Annotated in this window: 16 protein-coding genes; 14 read left to right on the top strand and 2 right to left on the bottom strand. The window is 68.6% G+C overall.

The features are described from left to right. Positions 1-595: 595 nt before the first annotated feature. The 3 genes from EJK15_RS40035 to EJK15_RS76605 all read left to right on the top strand — a co-directional run bounded on the left by EJK15_RS40035 (position 596) and on the right by EJK15_RS76605 (position 1,600). Complete coding sequence (locus tag EJK15_RS40035) at positions 596-1,054, top strand: hypothetical protein (protein ID WP_138715691.1); 459 nt, start codon at positions 596-598, stop codon at positions 1,052-1,054. Between the two features lie 106 nt (positions 1,055-1,160). Further along, complete coding sequence (locus tag EJK15_RS40030) at positions 1,161-1,397, top strand: hypothetical protein (protein ID WP_206061390.1); 237 nt, start codon at positions 1,161-1,163, stop codon at positions 1,395-1,397. A gap of 77 nt (positions 1,398-1,474) precedes the next feature. Continuing rightward, entirely contained in the window at positions 1,475-1,600 is a 126-nt protein-coding gene (locus EJK15_RS76605; RefSeq protein ID WP_276615480.1) for a hypothetical protein, read from the top strand. Between the two features lie 108 nt (positions 1,601-1,708). Here EJK15_RS76605 and EJK15_RS40025 read toward each other — a convergent pair whose 3' ends face one another. After that, on the bottom strand, positions 1,709-2,278 hold the full coding sequence (locus EJK15_RS40025; RefSeq protein ID WP_240777516.1) for a transcriptional regulator: 570 nt from the start codon (positions 2,276-2,278) through the stop codon (positions 1,709-1,711). Positions 2,279-2,407: 129 nt separating this feature from the next. Between EJK15_RS40025 and EJK15_RS40020 the strand changes: the two genes are divergently transcribed. From EJK15_RS40020 to EJK15_RS39965, 11 genes are all read left to right on the top strand, one after another. Next, positions 2,408-3,013, top strand: a complete 606-nt coding sequence (locus EJK15_RS40020) for a hypothetical protein (protein WP_138715690.1) — start codon at positions 2,408-2,410, stop codon at positions 3,011-3,013. Between the two features lie 38 nt (positions 3,014-3,051). After that, positions 3,052-3,249 carry a hypothetical protein gene (locus EJK15_RS40015; RefSeq protein WP_138715689.1) on the top strand — a complete coding sequence of 66 codons (198 nt, stop codon included), beginning with the start codon at positions 3,052-3,054 and terminating at the stop codon, positions 3,247-3,249. A gap of 72 nt (positions 3,250-3,321) precedes the next feature. Beyond that, on the top strand, positions 3,322-8,244 hold the full coding sequence (locus tag EJK15_RS71255) for an AAA family ATPase (RefSeq protein ID WP_171074807.1): 4,923 nt from the start codon (positions 3,322-3,324) through the stop codon (positions 8,242-8,244). A 148-nt stretch (positions 8,245-8,392) separates the two neighbouring features. Beyond that, positions 8,393-10,651, top strand: coding sequence for a fibronectin type III domain-containing protein (locus tag EJK15_RS40000; RefSeq protein WP_138715688.1), 2,259 nt, complete (start codon positions 8,393-8,395; stop codon positions 10,649-10,651). A gap of 76 nt (positions 10,652-10,727) precedes the next feature. Next, entirely contained in the window at positions 10,728-13,565 is a 2,838-nt protein-coding gene (locus EJK15_RS39995) for a fibronectin type III domain-containing protein (RefSeq protein ID WP_171074806.1), read from the top strand. 75 nt (positions 13,566-13,640) lie between these two features. Continuing rightward, on the top strand, positions 13,641-16,235 hold the full coding sequence (locus EJK15_RS39990; RefSeq protein WP_138715686.1) for a fibronectin type III domain-containing protein: 2,595 nt from the start codon (positions 13,641-13,643) through the stop codon (positions 16,233-16,235). Further along, on the top strand, positions 16,232-16,651 hold the full coding sequence (locus EJK15_RS39985) for a hypothetical protein (protein WP_138715685.1): 420 nt from the start codon (positions 16,232-16,234) through the stop codon (positions 16,649-16,651). Before EJK15_RS39990 ends, EJK15_RS39985 begins: the two co-directional genes overlap by 4 nt. A 174-nt stretch (positions 16,652-16,825) precedes the next feature. Next, positions 16,826-17,278 carry a hypothetical protein gene (locus EJK15_RS39980; protein ID WP_138715684.1) on the top strand — a complete coding sequence of 151 codons (453 nt, stop codon included), beginning with the start codon at positions 16,826-16,828 and terminating at the stop codon, positions 17,276-17,278. Positions 17,279-17,417: 139 nt separating this feature from the next. After that, positions 17,418-17,813 (top strand): VOC family protein, encoded by a 396-nt coding sequence (locus EJK15_RS39975; protein WP_138715683.1) that lies wholly within the window; start codon positions 17,418-17,420, stop codon positions 17,811-17,813. Positions 17,814-17,997: 184 nt separating this feature from the next. Further along, entirely contained in the window at positions 17,998-18,324 is a 327-nt protein-coding gene (locus EJK15_RS39970; RefSeq protein ID WP_138715682.1) for a hypothetical protein, read from the top strand. Positions 18,325-18,404: 80 nt separating this feature from the next. Beyond that, positions 18,405-18,752, top strand: coding sequence for a hypothetical protein (locus EJK15_RS39965; protein ID WP_138715681.1), 348 nt, complete (start codon positions 18,405-18,407; stop codon positions 18,750-18,752). 166 nt (positions 18,753-18,918) lie between these two features. Here EJK15_RS39965 and EJK15_RS39960 read toward each other — a convergent pair whose 3' ends face one another. Next, the gene (locus tag EJK15_RS39960) at positions 18,919-19,209 is read right to left on the bottom strand and encodes a hypothetical protein (protein WP_206061389.1); all 291 of its coding nucleotides are present in this window, start codon (positions 19,207-19,209) and stop codon (positions 18,919-18,921) included. Between the last annotated feature and the right edge of the window lie 196 nt (positions 19,210-19,405).

Raw genomic sequence — 19,405 nt, 5'->3', positions numbered from 1 at the left:
TTCGTCGAGTCCAAACGGCGACGGCCAGGGTCGTGAAGATCGTGGATGGGGACACGCACGTGCTCGAAACTGGACAAGGCAAGCCCATCGGTCGTTGGGTTGCGCACCGCAGTGCGAGGGCCTGGCTTTCCGGAGATCGGTCCAACTCGATGCCCACGAAGGATGCGGAGGTCAAGGCTGCACCAGAAGGAACGACACTACGCCTGACCGGAGCGACCAACCTCGCCCAAGCCATCCGACACCTCTCCCGAGACGCCACCCGCCCACTGGCCCTCCTCGGCCTCACATGATTAACAGCTCACCGACTTTGCCGGAGCCCTGGCTGCGGGCCAGCACTCAGCCAGCCCACCGTGGCGGTAGTGCTGGCGAGCGCCCGAACTCGCGCAACCGCCGCCGCCCGCCGACCGGAACGCGCTCCAGTTTGGAGCCGCTCTACTACCCTTACCGTGGGGCGGTCCTGGATGGTTTAACGGTTCCGCCGTCCGTCCTGATCGGCTTGCCCACGCGCTGGCAGAGCGCGCGGTGTCGAGATCGGCCAGCAGCAAAGGCAGATGCTGCCTGCGCGCGCTCACCCTCGCCGCCCTACGACGAAGACGTGCTTCCCCTGACGGCGCACGAGCTCGTCATCTGGGCCACTGGCTGGATGGTGGGCGGCACGCGCGGCTCGTCGCCGCTGAGCCAGGACCGGCACTACCTGCGGATGGATGCTCGCAGCTCAATGCAAGCCGCTTTCGTCAGAGACGGCCAGACCGCGTCCGTAGCTGGTTATCTCACAAAGTCTGGAGCGGTCGGCTGGTACGTCGAATGCAGGAAGTCGGCCGAGGATCCGAGGGATCCGGGTGATCAGCCTGAGGTCGAATTCCTGCCGCGGAGCTGGACGGCGCTGCAGATCGTCTTCGCGGTGGCAGCTGTGCTGGCCCTGCTCTACGCCCTCGTCCGGGCGCTCGGCGGCGTATGGTGGCGGCGCCGCCGCAACTGGGTGATCCCGCCACTTCGCACGAACCCAAGGAACCAAACAACCCATAGCCGGAAACCACCCTTCGGTTCCCGCTGAAGAACCTTCAGTTCGCACGAACTCTGGGAAATCAGCGGGGCCCCCTCAGGACCGTGCGTGCCACTCCTCGCGGCACACGGCTCAAGCTAGCCGTCCCGATCAGAGGGTGATCTTCACCGTGCACGAGATGAAGCGCCTGGGCCGCGGCGCCGCCGAGCTGCTCACCATCGCCGAGGAACTGCGTCATCACGACATCGAGCTGGAGTTGCTGACCGGTCCGCTGCAGGGATCTACAACCCTTCCGGGCACAGTGCGGCGTTCTTCGCCTTCTTCGCCGGATGGCGGGGTCGGAACGGGAGTATGTGCGCGAGAAGTCGTTGGAGGGCCAGGCCACCGCCCGTGAGCGAGGCCGCCATGGTGGGGGCCGCGGGTGTTCGATGACGACATGATCGCCTACGCTCGGTCGTTGCGCGCCCGGGTGTGGCCGTGCCCGACATCGCCCGCAAGCTGGTCGTCCCTACCGGCAAGAACAAGGGCAGGCGTCCGTCGGTGGCCAGCGTCTACCGGGTCCTGGCTGACGGCGGGGTAACGTCGGGCGAGGGCTGACGGGCCGATCGGGGCCAGCTCGGTGACCCGCCTACAGAGGGGGTGGCCGGTGGTGCACCTGGCAGGTGACCAGAGGGCCATCGTGGATGCGGGGCGGCGGAGCGTGGGTCAGGGTTCCGCGTGCCGGTCGAGACCGAGCGTGGCGATGAGGTCTTCGTGGAGTTCGAACCAGACACGATGGCAGGAGTCGACGTCGGTGCGCTCGACCCAGGAGCCCTCCCCGGCTCGGGCGCGCGCCAAGGCTGTGGTGAATCGTGTGTCGTATCCGCGGAACCGTGTGAGGACGCTCCCGAGCCGGTCTGCGAGTGGCGTGAGTGCGCGGTCGATGCCGGCGAGCTCGTGGAGGACTCCGGCGTCCCAGGCGGGATCGGAGTGGTCGTTGACGGCGAGCCGATCGCCGGCGGTGGGCCGGAGTTGCCAGTCGGTGCAGGCTCGTAGCAGGAGGGCGTTCAGCGGGAGGAACTCGCGGTAGACGTCACGGACCTCGTCGGCACCGCCGACGCGTGCGAGCTCGGCTGCGAGCTGGCGCTCGTTCTCGGCCCGGCCCGGTTCGGTCAACGACCAACCTCCGGTGCCCGCGAAGGCGGTGTGCTCGACCCAGCCACGTGCCTCGGCGTCGCGCAGTACCTCTTTCGTCTTGGCGCCTCCCGGCATCGAGCGCCGGATTGATCCCATCATGTTCGAGTCTGAAATCCGCCGCCTACAGATCCGGTCCACTTGTGAGCGTCGATGCGGGCTGGGACGCAAGCCTCGGCCTGCCCGTACCGTTCCCGGCCGTCACTGGAACAGACGGACGGGGGTCCCCTGATGGTGGACGAAAGCGCAGTACTAGACCTGGACGCGGCTCGGGCGAGCCGGAGCGGCACCAAGGGGAAGCCGATCCCGTTGCGGTTCGGCGGCGAGATCATCTGCTACCTGCCGGCGGAGTTGCCGGTGGATGTGCTGGAGCCGCTCGCGCACCTCAATGTGGACACCGCGCTCATCGCGAGGACCGTGCTTCACGCGATGAAGGAGGCCGACCTGACCAAGGCCGGTCTGTCTATCGCGTCCATGGTGGTGGACCTGGTTATCCAGAACCCGAAGCTGCCGGGCGAGCTGCTCGACGCGGTCCGCTGGATGGGTCGCAGGCTGATGGGCGAGGACGGCTACGAGCAGTTCGTGGCGCAGCGCCCGAGCGTCGCTGACGTGGCGGCCTTCATCAAGGGTCTGGGCGGGAGGTACTCGTTCCGCCTGGGGGAATCCATGCCGTCGTCGAGCGACTCCGACAGTGGAGAAAGCTCGACGCCGACTTCCTCGATCACTTCAACGGACTCGACATCACTGGAGTCTGGCTCGAGCCAGGCCAGCGAGGGTGGGTATCTGCCCGCCGATTCCTCGACCTCGCCGACGAGCTCCCTCCCGACGCCCGAGTAAACAGCACGCCGGAGCAGCGGGCGCAGCCGTGGACAACGATGCACGAGCTGCTCGCTGAGGCGGTGGAGGAGATCGGCGTGCTCGCGGCCGATCACCGGCGCAAGAAGCCGATCAAGATCAACCGGCCGACGCACGTCAAGCGCAGCAGCGGGCGGCCGGAACGCGGGCAGCAGGGCGGCGGCGGGATCGACCGGGCGATCAACATGCTGATGGCGTCCACGCGGGCGCCGCGCTGACCTGGTTGGGCAGGGACGCTAGCGGGGCGTCCCCGCCACCCTTCACCCCCAGCACATCGGGGGGTGGGCGGGGTGGCAGACGAAGACGACAGCATCTCTGCGGGCCGGATCGAGCTCGAGGTTGTCGCGGACCTGGGCGCGGGCTGGGGCAAGAAGCTCCAGAACGAGGTCAATACCGAGCTCAAGGGCGTCAAGGCCCGTATCCGGGCGGAGATCGACGCCGCCGTGGTGGAGGTCCAGGCCAAGGCCGCGGCTGAGGCGGCCGAGCGGGTCGCGAAGATCCGCATGCAGGTCGAGATCGACAACGCCGCCGCGCGGACGGCGCTGTCGGGGCTATCGGGCAGCCAGACCGTCACCGTCCGCGCGGACGTGGACGACGCGACCGCGCGGGCACAGCTCGCCGACCTGGGCCGCGACACCAAGACCACGATCCGCCCCGAGGTGGACGACGCCGACGCGCAGGCGCGGATCGCCGCGCTGGAGCAGCAGCTCGCCCAACTCATGACGAATGGCAACCGGCGGATCCCCGTCTCGGTGAACGTGCAGGGCACGGCAGCGCTGGGCCAGGCGATGACGATGCTCGCCCAGGTGCCGTTCATGGTGAGCGGCCTGGCAGTACTCGCCTCAACCGCCATCTCCGCGGGCAGCGGGCTGTTCGCGCTCGCGGCTGGCGCCACGCAGGCGGTCGGCGCGCTTGGCGCGCTGCCCAGCCTGGCGGGTGCGGCCGTGCAGGGGCTGGGCACGATGCTGCTCGGCTTGTCCGGGGTGCGGGAGGCGGTCAACGCGCTCAGTTCGGCGCAGGCGTCGGGCGGTCAGTCGGCGGCCGCGTACGCCGCGGCGCAGGAGGCGGCCGCCGAGCGGATCAAGCAGGCGCAGCGGGCGATCCGTGACGCCAACCACGCCCGCATGCTGGCCAGCGAGCGGACCGCCGATGCGAAGGAGGCGGCGCAGGCGGCCGCGGACGCGATCGTCGAGGCGGAGCAGCGCGTGGCCGATGCGGTCGCCGCCGTGGGCGAGGCGCGGGCCCGCGTGGCGGAGGTGGCCGAGCAGGCAGCCGAGCGGCAGGAGGATGCCGCTTACCGCGTTGAGCAGGCAGAACGCCGGTATGCGGAGGCGCAGCGCGCCAGCCAGCGGGCCACGGAGGCGCTGAACGACGCAAGGAAGGCCGCCAAGGAGAGGCTTGAGGATCTTGAGCTGGCGGTGCGCGGCGGGGCGCTGGATGAGGAGGGGGCGGCGCTCGCCGTCGAGCGGGCCAAGCAGCGGCTCGACAAGGTCGTGGGCGACCCCTTCGCGAGCGACTTGGACAAGAAGGAAGCTGATCTTGCCTACCGGCAGGCGCTCCAGAGGTTGGCCGAGGTACGCGAGCGCAACGGCGACCTGCGCGACGAGCAGGCCGAGGCAAACGCCAAGGGCGTCGAAGGGTCCGACCAGGTCACCGCGGCGAAGGAGCGCATCGCGGCGGCGGCGCAGGCCGAGCGCGACGCCGAGCATGCCCTGGCGGAGGCGCGTGAGGACGCGGCGCGGGCCGCGGTCGAGGGCGCACGCGCTATCGAGCAGGCCCAGCGCGGTGTCAGCGAGGCGATGAAGCGCGTTCGTGACGCGGAGAAGGACGTCGAGCAGGCGAAGAAGGCGGAGGTGCGGGCCCGGCGCGACGTCCGGGAGGCCTTGTGGAACGAGATGCTCGCCAACGAGCGTCTCGCCGACGCCAAGAAAGAGCTGATCAAGGCCCAGAAGGCGGCCGCGCAGGCGGCCCAGCAGCAGGGCGCCGGCATGTCCGCCGTGGCCAAGGCCATGGACAACCTGAGCCCTGCTGGCCAGCGTTTCGCCAGGTTCGTCGCCGGCACTCTCCAGCCGCGGATGAAGGAGCTGCGCTTCGCGGTGCAGGAGGCTTTGTTGCCGCCGCTCCAGGAGGCGATCCGGCGCGGCCTGCCGATGCTCGACACCTTGGAGGTCGGGCTCGCCGACACCGGCCGGGAGATCGGCGAGGTCGCCAAGGAGTGGGGCAAGTGGGTCGGCTCGAAGGAGTTCCGCACCGACCTGGGCAAGATCATGAAGTCCAATACGAAGATCGTCGGCATCTTCGGGAGGGCGGGCAAGTCCGCGTTCAAGGGCGTGATGGACATCCTCGTGACGTCCATCCCGTCCGCGGAGAAGCTGGCCGGCTGGATCGAGCGCAGCGCCGACAAGTTCGCCGAGTGGACGGGCCAGGCACGGAAGGACGGGTCGATGGCCCGGTTCTTCGACAATGGGCTGAAGCGGGCCAAGCAGCTTTGGGGCATCGTCAAGAACGTCAGCGCCGGGATCTACGAGCTCGCGAAGATCGCGGCGCCGTCCGGGGGGACGCTGCTGGACGACCTGTCGGAGGGCTCGAAGGAGTTTCGGGAATGGGCGTCGGACCCCGCCAACCAGGAGAAGATCCGCAAGTTCTTCGAGGACAGCGTGGTCGTGCTGCGGGCCCTTGGCCGGCTACTCAAGGGGGTCGTTGACCTGCTGTTCACGCTCACGAACACGGTGGGCGGTGAGACCCTCGCCGGGTTTGTGGACACGCTGACCACGATCGTTGGCTGGCTGGACAAGCTGGCCGAGCACCCGGTGGCGGGGGAGATCATCAAGTGGACGCTGTACCTGTCCGGAGTGGCGCTCGCCATCGGGCTGATCATTGGCAAGGTCACCAGCCTGATCAAGGTTTTCGGCCGGATCCCTGGCGTGACGAAGCTGGTCAAGGCGTTGGCGGATCAGGTCGGCAAGCTCGTGGGGCTGCTGGGCAAGGTCACCGGTCTGGGCAAGCTGCCCACCTTCGGCGGCGGGGGAGGCGGCAAGGACGGCAAGGACGGCAAGGGGCCGACCGCGGTCGGCACCATGCGGGTGACGGCCGGGACGGTCATCGTCAACGGTAAGACGACCGGCACGGGCAGCAGCGGGAAGACCGGCACCGGGAAGACCGGCACGGGCGACAGCGGGAAGACCACCACGCCCACCCCCACCGGCAAGACGGGCAAGACCGGCAAGGGCGGCACCGCCGCGAAGATCGGGGGCGGCGCGGCCGGGGTCGGCCTCGCTGTGGCGAGCATGTTCGGCGCCGACTGGATCAACGAGGTCGTGGCCAAGGCCGAACAGCACCTCGGTAAGACAGGCGCGGGCGCGGCGAAGGGCGCGATCAACGGCGGCTTGATCGGGTCGGTCGTCGGACCGATCGGCTCACTGATCGGCGCCGTGTACGGGGCGGTGAACGGCGCCGTGAAGGGCGCGGGCGGCAACACCACGGCGGCCGCTCTCGGGTCGCTCGTGTCCGGGCCGCTCGGGTTGGCGGCCGGGCTGATCCCCTCCCCGGAGGAGGCGGTCAAGAAGCTCGCGCCCACGATCGTCGCGATCAAGAAGAACTGGGCCGACATGTGGACGGCACTGACCGGGCAGACGAATACGAACTCGACCGCCCTCAACAGCAAGATCGGCACCTTCACTTCAGGGGCGGCCTCCAAGTTCGTCACGCTCAAGCAGAACGCGCCACAGCACGTCAAGGACACGTGGGCGGCGATCCAGGCCGACATCAACGCTGGGCTGCCGCCCAGCCAGGCCAAGATCGACGCCTTCGTCAAGGCTGGCGGGACGAGCTTCTTGGACCTGAAGCGGGACGCGCCGCTGGCCATGCACGGCATGCTTGCCGACATCCAAAACCACGCCGCCGCGAGCCTGCCGATCACCTCGCAGAAGTTCGCGGACTTCGTCCAGAAGGGGAACCTGAAGTTCGCGGAGCTCAAGGCCGGGGCGCCGAAATCCCTTCAGGACGCGTGGAAGTCCATCCAGACGGACGCGGCCGCCGGCCTCCCGCCGTCCAAGGCGAAGATCGACCAGTTCATCAAGGACGGCGGCCTCGCCTTCGTCAAGCTCAAGAAGGACGCCCCCGCCGAAGCGAAGGCCGCTTGGAAGGGCGTGACCGACTCGACCACCACGGGACTGGCGCCGGCCAAGAAGGGCGTGTTTGACGCGACCGCCGCCATGGAGAAGGCCTTCAGCACCGCGAAGGCCGGTATCGGCAAGATTTGGGGCGCGCTGCCGGACTCGCTGAAGACGCCGATCCGCTGGGTGGTCAACTCCGCGTACGCGACGATCAAGCGCATGTGGAACGGCATTGCTGGCGCGGTCGGCCTGCCGGGGCTGCCAGACGTGTCGGTGAACTTCGCCCGCGGTGGTGAAGTGCAGGCGGCGCGTGGGCACGGGGTTTTGCCGGGCTACAGCCCGGGACGGGACACGATGCTGGCCGCCGTGAGCCCTGGCGAGAGCTGGCTGAGGCCCGAGCTCACGAGGGCTCTCGGCTCCGGGTTCATCGACGGCGGGAACCGGGCGGCGCGGGTCGGGGGTGTGACGGGCGCGGCCCGGTTTCTGGCTGGCTCGGGGATGGCGTTCGCCAAGGGCGGCACCGTGGGCAAGTCGGGCAAGACGCCGAAGAAAGGCAAGGAGCTGTCTCCGCTGGAGAAGCTCCTGCAAGGCGTTTCTGCGGCGGTCCGCAACGTGTTCTCCAAGGGGCTTGGTGCGGGCGCCAGGGCGACGCTGAACCCGATCAAGAATGCGATCGTGGGCGCGATCGGGGACCGGACGGCGTTGCAGCGGCTGATTGGTGCGATCCCGCGCAAGGTGATCGACGCGGTGATCGCCAAGTTCGATTCCAAGGACTCCGAGCTGAATCGGGACCGCGGTGGGCCACTGCCTCCGGGCCGGAGCCTGGTCAATAACGGCACCGGCAAGGACGAGTGGGCGCTGACGCCGGCGGCGCTGGCGGCGCTGGGCGGGCCGAAGGCGGTCCAGGCGCTGAACGAGCGCGGCGCGGCTGCCCTGTACCGAGGGGCGCGGTCGGCGTCGCGGCCGGTGCCGGTGGCGACGTCTGGCGGCGACGGCAGGCCGGTGACGGTGATCGTGCAGCCGCAGCGGGGTCAGGACGAGGTGGCCATCGCGGCTGGTGTGGCTCGGCGCGTGGGCGCTCTGGTCGGCTCCCCCTGATCGTCAGGCCGGGCGGCCGTCGAGCGGCGGCCGCCCGGCGGATCGGGGCCTGCCGTTAGCGCGTCCCGTGCGTACCATCCCGGGTCGGTCAAAGGCGCGCTGATCTTCGCGGGTGGCGGTGCTCGGCGGGCACAGAGGCGGGGCAGATATGACGAACAGGATCGCGGCAACCTACGACGGTTCGGGGGCCGGCGGGCCGCACACCATCACGTTCACCGCGCCAACTCCGGGCGCTCGGCTGATTCTCGTGATCAGTTGCTGGAGCTCGATTTCCTCTGATATCCCCGAGGGCTGGACCGAGGACTACCACGCCAACGGCTACAACCACGTCCACATCCTCTCCAAGATCGCTACCGGGTCTGAGACGTCGGTTGTGCTGAACCACACCGACTATCGGCTCCACGCCGTTCTGTACGAGCGTGACGACTGCCCTAATCGGTTGTTTTCGGTGGCGGGCACCAGTAGCAGCGCGTCGGTGTCCACGCTGGCGGCGACAGTTCCGGCCAACGCGACCGGGCGCGCGTTCGGTGTGGTGAACGCGCCCAACGGGACGGCGTCGGCTACCGCGTGGAACCAGGGCCTTAGCCGGCATTTCGCGCCGGATGACTCCGCGTCCAACTCGGCGTTTGTGACGGGTCCGCTGCCTGCGGCGGGGTCGCGCACGTTCACCGTCAGCAATCTGGCCATGACCTCCACGACCATCAACCTGGCGGTGATGGCGGTTGTGGGCTACGGCAGCACAGACGCGGCCGCGCCATCGGCGCCGAGCAGTTTGCGGGCGACGTCGATCACGGGGACGTCCATCTCGGTGGAATGGGACGCCGCGACCGACGACGTGGGCGTGACGGGGTACGGCGTCTACCTCAACGGCAGCAAGCAAGGCTCCGACCAGGCCGGGCTGTCTTACACCTTCACGGGGCTGACGGCCGGCCAGACGTACCTGAGCGAGGTCGATGCGCGCGACGCGGCCGGGAACCGGTCGCCTCGGGCGCAGATCAGCGTGGTCGCCGAAGTGGACGTCACCCCGCCCGCGGTGCCGCCGAACCTGCGCGTGGTCGAGACGACACACACGTCCATCACGGTCGCGTGGGACGCCTCCACCGACAGCGTGGGCGTCGCCGGGTACGGCGTGTTCGTCGGCGGGGTACGGCAGGGCCCGGACCAGGCCGAGTGGATCTACACCATCACGCGTCTGGCGCGCGGCACGACGTACACCATCGGCGTTGACGCGGCCGACGCGGTGAACAACCGGTCCGCCATGGCGGGGATCACGGCGGCGACGCTGGCCGGCGGGGACCCGTCCGCCCCGCCGAACCTGACGGCGACCGCCGGGCGGGAGCAGATCACCCTGGCGTGGGGTGCGGCCGCAGCCGGGGCGCTGCCGATCGCCCGCTACGAGGTGCTGCTCGATGGTGTGCTGGCCGCCTCCACCGCACAGCTCGGCTACGTGCTGGAGGACCTGGAGGCTGGGAGCGTGCACGAGGTGGCGGTGCGCGCTGTCGATGCTGGTCTGGCGCGCGGGCCCGCGGTGTTGGTGACGGTGACGGTGCCGGTGGGGGACTGGGTGCCCGTGGCCAGCCCTGTCTACCGACTGGGCGATTGGGTGGGCAACGCCCGTGACGCGCACGGCGTGACGTGGACGGTTGAGGAGGAGGAGGGCTGGTCGTCGTCGGCAGCGCCGATCACGCTGGGAGCCGACTCCGACAACGCGGACGGCGGGTTCGACGGGCCGGGCCGGTACGGGTCGCGCATCGTCACCTTGTCGGGGACGGCGGTCGCCGACAGCCGGGTGGGGATGCTGGCGGCGCAGGAGCGGCTGACCGGCGTGCTGTCGGCGTCCGGCATCGGTGTGCTTCGCGTCGCCGAGGCGCACCTGACCAGGCAGGCAAAGGTCCGGCTGGAAGACACGGTGGAGATCACCGACCGGGACAGCCTGGCGTTCGAGTGGAGCCTCGTGGTCAAAGCATCGAACCCGCGCCGGTTCGCCCGCCGGAGCGTGTACGCCGAGGTGACATTCGAGCCGGCGCAGACGACTGGCGCGACCACCATCACCATGGCGGGCGACTATCCGACGATCCCGGCACGTTTCCTGTTGTACGGGCCGGTGACTGAGCCGGTGATCAGGGTGGAGGAGCTCGGGCTGGAGATCCGCACCAAGGCGGGGACCGTGCTGCCGGATGCCCGGTACGCGCTCGACATCGATCTGGCGACGCGTGAGGTGTGGGCGCTTGTGCCGCCGGATGTGTGGCCGGAGCCGCGGCCGGGCCGCACCATGCTGGCGCGGTTCCCCGCCAGATTCGCTCTGGCGCCAGGCCCGAACACCGTCAGGTTGTCGGGCGGACTTGTGGTCGGCCAGGAGGCGACGTCGCCGCGGCTGGTCATCGAAGCAACAGACGCGTGGATCTGACCAAGACGGTAGCTGCGGGGCTCAGCATGATGACCCTCGGCCGCAGTACGGGGACTGGCAAAGGTGGAGGGGCACAGTGGCGAACAGGGTTGTAGTCCAATACAGCGGCGACAACGTCGTAGGTAGCGGCCACCGGATCGCGATCAGCACTCCCGCCAAGGTGGGGGCGCGGCTGATCTTGGCGATCAGCGCGTACAACAGCTTCACCGGCGTGGCCACGAACGGGGTTGCCTGGACGCTGGACGATTCGATGACCGCCTTCAACCACGTCCGCATCTACTCCCGGATTTCGGACGGGACTGAGACGTCGCTCGATATCACCGGCATCACTGACTCGCGCGTCCACGCGGTGCTGTATGAGCGGGAGGACTGCGCCGAGCGTCTGTTCTCCGCCCCTGGGCAGGGAACGAACGTCACGAGCATCTCCGCCACCGCGACCGTGCCCGCGAACGCGAGCGGCCGCGTTTTCTCGGCGCTGAACTCCAGTTCCGGCAGCTCGCTCAGCAGTGTCACGTACAACCAGGGCCTGGTCTCCAGCTACACCACGATCGGCACGTCGAGCAGTTCGGCCTTCGCCACCGGCGCGATGCCCGCGCCGGGGTCACGCACGTGGACCGTGTCGAATGTACCGACCTCTACCAGCGCCTCGCCGTTCCTGATCGTTGGGTACGGCTCGACCGACAGCCAAGCTCCCTCTGTTCCGGGCAACCTGCGCGCGACCAGCGTCACCGGGACAGTGGCCTCCATTGCGTGGGACGCCTCCAGCGACAATGTGGCAGTCACTGGATATGGCTTCTACAAGGACGGGGTCAAGCAGGGCAGCGACCAGACGGCCCTCACCGCGTCGCTGACGGGCCTCACCCCGGGCCAGACGTACCTCGTGCAGGTGGATGCTGTCGATGCGGCTGGGAACCGGTCTGCCAAGGCGTCGCTGTCGGTGACGCCGGACGGTACTCCGCCCACCGTGCCCGGGAACCTGCGGCTGACCGCGGCCGGGCTGACGCAGGTGTCGGTGGCGTGGGATCCGGCCAGCGACAACGTCGGTGTGACCGGGTACGGCCTGTACGTGGACGGCACCAAGCAAGGCGCCGACCAGGAGGGGCTGGGCCGGACACTGTCGAACCTCCTGCCGGGCCACACCTACCTGGTGGAGGTGGATGCCACCGATGCGATCGGGAACCGGTCGCCGAAGGCGTCACTGACGGTGGAGACGCAGGCCGACGTGGAGCCGCCCGCGGTGCCGGCGAACCTGCGCGTGGTCTCGGGCGGGCCGTACGGGTTCACCGTTCAGTGGGATCCGGCCAGCGACAACGTGGGCGTGACCGGGTACGGCGTTCACCTCGGCGGGCAGAAGCTGGGCAACGATCAGGCCGGGACGTCGTACACGTTCGCCAGCCTGACCCCGCAGAGCACCTACCAGGTGGCGGTGGACGCTGCGGACTCCTCCGGCAACCGGTCCGCCCTGGCTCAGCTCACGCATGTCACGCCGGCGGACGTGCCGCCGTCGTCGCCGCCGAACCTGCGCGTGACCGCCCTGTCGTACACGGGCTGGACGGTGGAGTGGGATCCGGCCGCCGATGACGTGCAGGTGGTCGGCTACGACGTCGCGGTGGACGGGCAGACGGTGGCCGTCAGCACCACCGTGCGGAGCCTGTCGCGGTCGGGGCTGCCGGACGACACGCCGTATGTCGTGCGGGTGTGGGCGGTGGACCACATCGGGCAACGCTCCACCACGCCGGCGGAGCTCGTCGTACGGACACTGAACGACTTCAACCCGACCCCGCCGGCGCTTACCGTGACGGCCGGGGAGGACTCTCTCACCGTGGCGTGGACTGAGTCGAGCGACGACTTCGCCGTGGCCGGCTACGAGGTGATCGTGGACCAGGCGACCGTGCACACCACGCCGGGCGTGGACTACACGGTGGGCGGGCTGCTGACCCGCCGCCACACCGTCACCGGCTTGACTCCTGGGGCTACCTACGACGTTCGGGTGGCCGCGGTGGACTCGATCGGGCAGCGCAGCGCCGACAACACCCAGCAGGTGACAACGGCTGGGCTGCCGTACGTCCCGGTGTCCACGCCGGTGTACCGGCTGGGCGCATGGGCGGGAAACGTGCTCGATCAGCATCTGGTGACGTGGACCGTTAAGAGCCCGGAGGGGTGGGCGTCGTCGGCGCCGGTGTCGCCGGTCTCCACCGGACGGGGCGGAGTGGACGGCGGGTGGGACGGCGCTGGCCGGCACGGGCCGCGCCGGATCGTGCTGAAGGGCACCGCCGTGGCGGACAGCAATCTGGCGATGCTGGCGGCCAAGCAACGGCTGCTGCGCGCCATCCATCCACGGGACAAAGCATGGCTGCGGGTATCCGACGCCCGCATGACCAGGCAGGTGCGGGTCCGGTTGGATGGGCAGATCCGCATCACCGACGATGGGCCGCTGGCGTTCGAGTGGGAGCTGCCGCTGAAGGTGGCTGACCCGCGCCGGTACGCGATCGTGCCGGTGAGCGCCACAGCGGTGATCGGGACGCTCCCGGGGGAGGCCTCGGCCGTGATCGAGCTGTCCGGCACCTACGCGAACATTCCGGCGAGGTTGCGCCTGTTCGGGCCGATCCGGGGATGGACGATCACGCACGAGGAGACGGGAACGGTCATGCGCGGCATGCCCGGGGACGCGAGCCGGCTCCCGGCGGATCCGCGCTACTCGTTCACGTTCGACCTGGCGAGCCGTCAGGTGCTGGCGCACGTGCCACCGACCGTGTGGCTGGGGCCGCGGCCGGGCCGCAGCGCGTTGGCGCACCTGCCGGCGTGGTTCCACCTGATCCCTGGCGTCAACACGATCACGCTGGCCGGCGAGCCTGTGGCGGGCGAGGTGGGCACGCCGCGGCTGGTGGTTGAGGCGTACGACGCCTGGAGTTGACGGGGGCGGACGGTAGCCCCCCTGGCCGGGCATGGTGCGGCCCTGCATCACGACATCGGCCACGGGGGGACTGCTATGTCGCTGGTCAGGATGGCAACGCCGTACACGACACAATCGGCGTCGAGTTCGCACACCTACAGTTTCGGGTCGGCCAGCTACGGCAACAGAATCGTGCTGTTCGTCCAGTCCTACGCCAGTATCAACTCGATCTCGGGCGGCTACGAGGAGCACGAGTGGGCGTCCAACACGCTCGGCATCCGCATGCTGTCGAAGATTTCGTACGGTGGCGACTCGAGCGTGACGGTCACCACGAGCAACTCGACGGACCGCATCTTCATGTGGATGTATGAGCTGTCGAACGCCGACGAGTACTACGGTTCGAGCTCGGGTGTCACCACGGGCAGCGCTTCCATGTCGGCGAGCGGCCTGCCGGACGGGTGCGTAGCGCTGCTCGGCATCTCGGTCTACGTCACGGGGTCGGACAACACTAACTACAGTTGGCCGTCCGGTTTCACTCACCGGGGCGTCACCTGGCGTGACTGGACGGACGGCAACGCGCGGCGGGTTTGGTCGGCGTCGGCCAGTCGGGATTTCCTGTCCGGCAGCTTCAGCATGTCTCAGCAGTTGGTGACGGGGTTGCCGTCCGGCTTGTCGTATGCGTGGTCGGGCGGCGTGTGGGGACCGACCCCGGACGAGGAACCGCCGAGCGTGCCGGGCAACCTCAGACTGACGGCGATGACGCCGACGTCGCTCACCGTCACGTGGGAAGCTTCCAGTGACTCCGGCACGGGTGTCAGCGGGTACGGCGTCTACAAGAACGGCGCGAAGGACGGCGCCGACCAGTCCGGACGGGCGAAGACCTTCAGCGGGTTGACGCCGGGGGTGCCCGTCACCGTCGAGGTCGATGCGGTGGACGGCAAAGGCAACCGCAGTGAAAAGGCCAGCATCACGCTGACGCCCATCAACGACACGACCCCGCCGCTCACTCCCGTTCCCAGGGTGACGGCGCTCGCGGCCGGCAGCATCACGGTGGAGTGGGACCAGCCTTACGACCAGACGGCGATCACCGGTTACGGCATCTTTTTGAATGGCCAGAAGCAAGGCTCAGACCAGACGACGCGCACCAGGACGTTCACGGGGTTGACGGCGGGCGGGCTCTACACGGTCGGCGTGGACGCCAAGGACCTGCTCGGTAACCGGTCGGCGATCGGCACGAAGACCGTCAAGGCGCAGCCGGACACCAGCCCGCCGACGCTGCCCGGGTCGGTGCGGCTGGTCGCGGTCACCCAGACCGCGGTGACAATCTCGTGGGACGCATCCAGTGACGACAATGTGGGCCTCGACGGCTACGGCCTGTACTTGGGGGCGACGCGGATCGCTCAGGTGGGGCCGGCCAGCCAGGTGTTCACCTTCACCCAGCTCACGCCAGGGATCACGTACAGCCTGGGCGTGGACGCGGTGGACGGGCTCGGCAACCGGTCCGCTCGGGTGCCGCTGTCGGCGACCACGCTGGAGGACTCCACTGGCGCCGCGCCGCCCTATGAGTTCGTCCTCTACGACTGGGCCTCTCACCGCCCGCTCGACAGCCTCCCGTTGCAGAACGTGTCCTTCGATCTGGCGCTCGGCGGCGGCGGCAGCCTGACGGCCGAGATCCCGTTGTACGACGAGGACTACACGGTCGGCCGGGTCGAAGCAGCCACCCGCAGTGAGCGCACCATGCTGTTGATCTACCGCGGGGAGCGGTTCGTGGGCGGCGGCCGCGTTGTGGACCCGACCGACTACGACTCCGAGACGGGCATCCTGCGGATCAGCGTCGAGGACGTGACCGGCATCTACTCGCGCCGCTTCATCCCCTTCACGGGGCCGCGCACGGGCACCCTGGCGCACACGGAGATCGACTGGATCCTGAACCTGACCGGCGTGGAGGCGGACAAGCGGTGGCTCGTCACGAGCGGCGTGCCCGGCACCGTGCCCGTGGATCGCGAGTACCGGCAAGAGGACTTCTCCCGCGCCGGCGACACGGTGGGGGACATCGCGGCCGCGCCGGGCGGGTTCGAGTGGTGGGCGAAACCGGCGTGGGATCCGGAGAACGACCGGCCACGGTTCGAGCTGCGCAGGGTCAACCGGGATGATCCGCCGTCGTCCATCTTGACGTTGGAGTACCCGGGCAACGTGAAGAAGTTCCGGCGCAGCACCAGGCCGGGCCTGGCCACGGTCGTCTACGGCAAGCTCGCCCTGTCCGAGGGCGGCGTGCTGATCGAGAGGGTGGTCCGTGACGACCTGCACGGGGCTGGCTGGCCGAAGCTGGAGCAGGCCTACACCTTCGAGGGGCTGACCAGTCCGCAGGCGTTGAAGGACGAGACGCAGCGGGCCGCGGACGCGTCGAAGGGCGCCCGGATGGTGTTCGAGTTCGAGCTTGTGCCGGGGACGAACGTCCGCTGGTGGGAGTGGGAGCTCGGCGCGAATGTGCCCGTGATCATCGCTAATGACCATCTGTATCCGGAGCGGCCGGATGGGTCGCCGGGTCTGGAACGTGAGATGAAGATCATCAGCATTCGGGTACAGCCGAATACGGACGAGGGCGAGCTGGTGACGGTGACGACGGCGGAGCTCACCACCGCTGTGGATGACTCGCTGCCGGGTGGGGGACCGATCGGGGGTACGTCGTGACGCAGATCAAGGCCAGCGATCAGCGGCTGCACGACCTGGTGGCGCTCGTGAAGGACCTCCAGGCTCGGGTGAAGAAGCTCGAGCTTCAGATCGGGATGCGCGGCATCACGTTCTCGACGCAGGCCACATCGGTGAGCAGCACCACGTTCGAGGTGGCGGCCTGGTCGGTGTTCCCGCGCTCGGGCAGTTCCCTCGCGGTGGACGTGACCGTTGGCGGTGTGCTGGAGGTGCAGCTCGCCGTGGACGGCGTGGCGATCGGCACGAAGACGTCCACAGCCGCCGGCACCATCACCGTGTCCGGATTTCTCGCCGAGTCGTGGAAGTTCGGGGAACGGAAGAGGATCGAGGTGCGGGCCCGCCGCACCTCGGGCTCGGGCGGGGTGTCGGTCACCGTGCTGGGCGCCTGGCACCGCTGAGAGGGTGTCTTCGATCAGTCACGATCGTTCTCCCCAGGAACGCAATTGTTTGCCTGCCTGATCAGGGGTGCCGAACAATTCGGGCGCCACGATCCTGGTGGCACAGGCCTCGGGGCAAGCGGTCAAGGGGACCGCTTGCTGCCGGGGAACGTGAAGACAGGACGGGGTCTCGACATGAAACGCATTCAAAGGATCGGTGCTGCGCTCGCCGCCGCTACATTCATCCCGCTGGGGTCGCTGGCCATGCCCGCGTCGGCGCAGGCCGCCGCGCCCGGTCTGCTGGCGTCGGTCCAGTCCCAGGGCCGCTGGATCAACCTCGGCCACGACTCCCACACCCCGATCAAGGTCTGGCGGGTCAAACGGCAGTACAAGTCCCAGTCCAAGACTCTGCAGGTCGTCTTCCGCTGCTGGGATGGCGGCGACAAAACCAAGATCATGGCCACGCTGTTCCGGGTCGTCACCGGGGACGTGGGCTGGCCAGTGAAGAGTTCGAATTGGCAATACTGTGGCAACGGCGTGAAGCACTACCTGAAGATCAAAGCCAAGAAGGGCACGAACTACCAGGTCATGCTCGAACTCAAGGGCCACAAGCACACCATCGAGTACTGGATGCAGAACGAACTCTAGCCATCCGGCCGGGCGGGCCCTCGCAGCGCTGCAGCGAGGGCCCGCCCGGCGCGAACGCAGGAAACCCACGACACCCTGATACGCGATGCCATCAGTAAAGTGCAAGATCGCGATGTGGCTGAGCTACGCTCGGTTGATCATGACCGATCTGCTCGGAATCAACCATCTGACACTGTCTACGACCGAACTCGACAGGCTCGTGGCGTACTACACGGAGTTGCTCGGAGCCATGCTCGCGTTCGAGCGCGCTGCAACCTCTGCTGATCCTCGGATCGCAGTCCTCGATGTCGGCGGGGCCGACCATCTGATGATCGTCGAAACCGCTACCGTCCCCGCCCTCGATCTTGATCCCCTGAACCGGGCGGGTTGGGGACTGCGGGTGGGCACATACGCACAACTGTGTGAGCTTCGCGAACGGATTCTGGATGCCGGGCGGCCGGTCGGACAGATCGAGACACTGCCCACGCAATGGACGATGACGGCTCGCGATCCCGATGGACGCCCTGTGGATATCCGGGCCCATCGCCCTCGATGATATTCCCCCTGTGATCAAGGTCTTTCCGGCGGTGTTGCCTCCCCCGGGGCCAGATCACGATCTTGCACTCGGGATCGAAGACACCCTCTGATGTGGGCGTGTGCTGCTGGGGTGGGACGGTAACCGTTCTGACCCGGCAGCATGCCCGCTCGACAGACAGAGGCCGAAGGGTGCGGGGGCAGTCATGGCGGATCAGGAGCCGACCACGGGGGAACTGTCGCGGCTGATTCAGCGGGTGGAGGGCCGGATCGGTGATCTGAGCCTGGAGATTCGCGAGCTGGCGGCGGAGTGGCGGTCCCAGATTGCGGCCGGTGCGCTGCTGAGTCAGCGGGTGGGGCAGCTCGAGTCCAGCCAGGGCGACCAGGAGGCGCGGCTGCGGCTGGTGGAGCAGGACCTGGCCGGCCGGAAGGAGTCGGCGGAGAAGTCGAGGCGGACGAACATGTGGATCGCGACGGGGATTACGATCTGCGGCCTGATCATCACGCTGGTGTTCAACCTGCTCGGCAAGTGAAGCGGAAGCGGACGCTAGCTCGGCCAGGGCGGCATCCTCGCCCGGACGTGGTCTTTCGACCCCCGATGGAGGGCAGAGCGATGTCCGATTTCTTCAAGTCTCACCTGCGCACTTATGTGCCGGTCTGGGTCGCCGCGCTGGCGGCGATCCTCGGCGGTAAGGGTCTCGACCTGGACGTGGACGCCACGACCACGGTCGTCACTGGTCTGGCGATCTCCGGCTACTACACGCTGGCGCGGCTGCTGGAGAAGGTGCCGTCCTTGGCGTGGCTCGGCAAGTTTCTGCTGAGTGTCGGCTTCGTGGCCGGCCCGGCGTACGGCGCGGCCGCGGGCTCGAGCTCGGAGTCGGGTGGTTCGGCGGAGTCGCCGGCGGCGGAGCGGGAGCCGTACACGGGTTACGAGTATCTGCGGGAGGACCGCAGGGGCTAAACTCGGCGGCTGGATGCACCGGACCTTTGGGGCTGGTGTTTCCTTCCGGTGGTACGCCGTCCTCTCTTCGGGTGGCGGGCGTGAAGAGGCCGCTCCTCTCGCCTGTCGTGAAGCTCGTTGCAGGGGGCGGCGTACTCGTTTTCGGGGCCGTCCCGCCGGCGACTGGCTACAGGTGGGCTGTGACTGGGTTGGGGGCGGCAGCGCCGGCGGGGTCGCCGGGCTGGCCAGAGGCGTACGCCTTGTACCACTCGTCCAGCTCGATGGCGACTTTCCCCGGGTGGGGGTCGCACATGCTGGGGATGGGCGCGACGCAGGTTTCGGCGAGGACGCGCCAGACGCCGGTCTCGCCGTTCTCGTCGGCCAGGTGGGTGAGGTCGCAGTGCTCGTATTGGTCGAGCACTTGTGCGAGGGGTAGCCGCAGTTTCTTGGCGATGTCCTCCCACGATGTGCCGTTCATGCGCTCCACGGTGACGGCGCGGTGGAGCATCTCGATGGCCATCCGCTGTGCCTGGCGTGCGTGCTCGATGAAGTCCCCGGGGGCGGCGTTGGCGTCGTCTCGGGTGGTGACCTTGCCGGCGGAGTGGTCGGCGATCTCCTTGGCGACGTTGCTGTAGCCGACGCGGGCGGTTTGACGTCCTGTCTCTTATACACAC

The organism is Nonomuraea basaltis (assembly GCF_005893125.1).
Taxonomy (GTDB): domain Bacteria; phylum Actinomycetota; class Actinomycetes; order Streptosporangiales; family Streptosporangiaceae; genus Nonomuraea; species Nonomuraea basaltis.
The sequence above is the reverse complement of the archived record's forward strand: the minus strand, read 5'-3'. Positions and strand labels throughout refer to the sequence as shown.

What these genes read in the sequence shown, in the direction of transcription:
- EJK15_RS40025 (WP_240777516.1), bottom strand. Translation starts at nt 2,278, where the DNA reads ATGATGGGATCAATCCGGCGCTCGATGCCGGGAGGCGCCAAGACGAAA.
- EJK15_RS40020 (WP_138715690.1), top strand. Translation starts at nt 2,408, where the DNA reads ATGGTGGACGAAAGCGCAGTACTAGACCTGGACGCGGCTCGGGCGAGC.
- EJK15_RS40015 (WP_138715689.1), top strand. Translation starts at nt 3,052, where the DNA reads ATGCACGAGCTGCTCGCTGAGGCGGTGGAGGAGATCGGCGTGCTCGCG.
- EJK15_RS40000 (WP_138715688.1), top strand. Translation starts at nt 8,393, where the DNA reads ATGACGAACAGGATCGCGGCAACCTACGACGGTTCGGGGGCCGGCGGG.
- EJK15_RS39990 (WP_138715686.1), top strand. Translation starts at nt 13,641, where the DNA reads ATGTCGCTGGTCAGGATGGCAACGCCGTACACGACACAATCGGCGTCG.
- EJK15_RS39980 (WP_138715684.1), top strand. Translation starts at nt 16,826, where the DNA reads ATGAAACGCATTCAAAGGATCGGTGCTGCGCTCGCCGCCGCTACATTC.
- EJK15_RS39975 (WP_138715683.1), top strand. Translation starts at nt 17,418, where the DNA reads ATGACCGATCTGCTCGGAATCAACCATCTGACACTGTCTACGACCGAA.
- EJK15_RS39970 (WP_138715682.1), top strand. Translation starts at nt 17,998, where the DNA reads ATGGCGGATCAGGAGCCGACCACGGGGGAACTGTCGCGGCTGATTCAG.
- EJK15_RS39965 (WP_138715681.1), top strand. Translation starts at nt 18,405, where the DNA reads ATGTCCGATTTCTTCAAGTCTCACCTGCGCACTTATGTGCCGGTCTGG.
- EJK15_RS39960 (WP_206061389.1), bottom strand. Translation starts at nt 19,209, where the DNA reads ATGAACGGCACATCGTGGGAGGACATCGCCAAGAAACTGCGGCTACCC.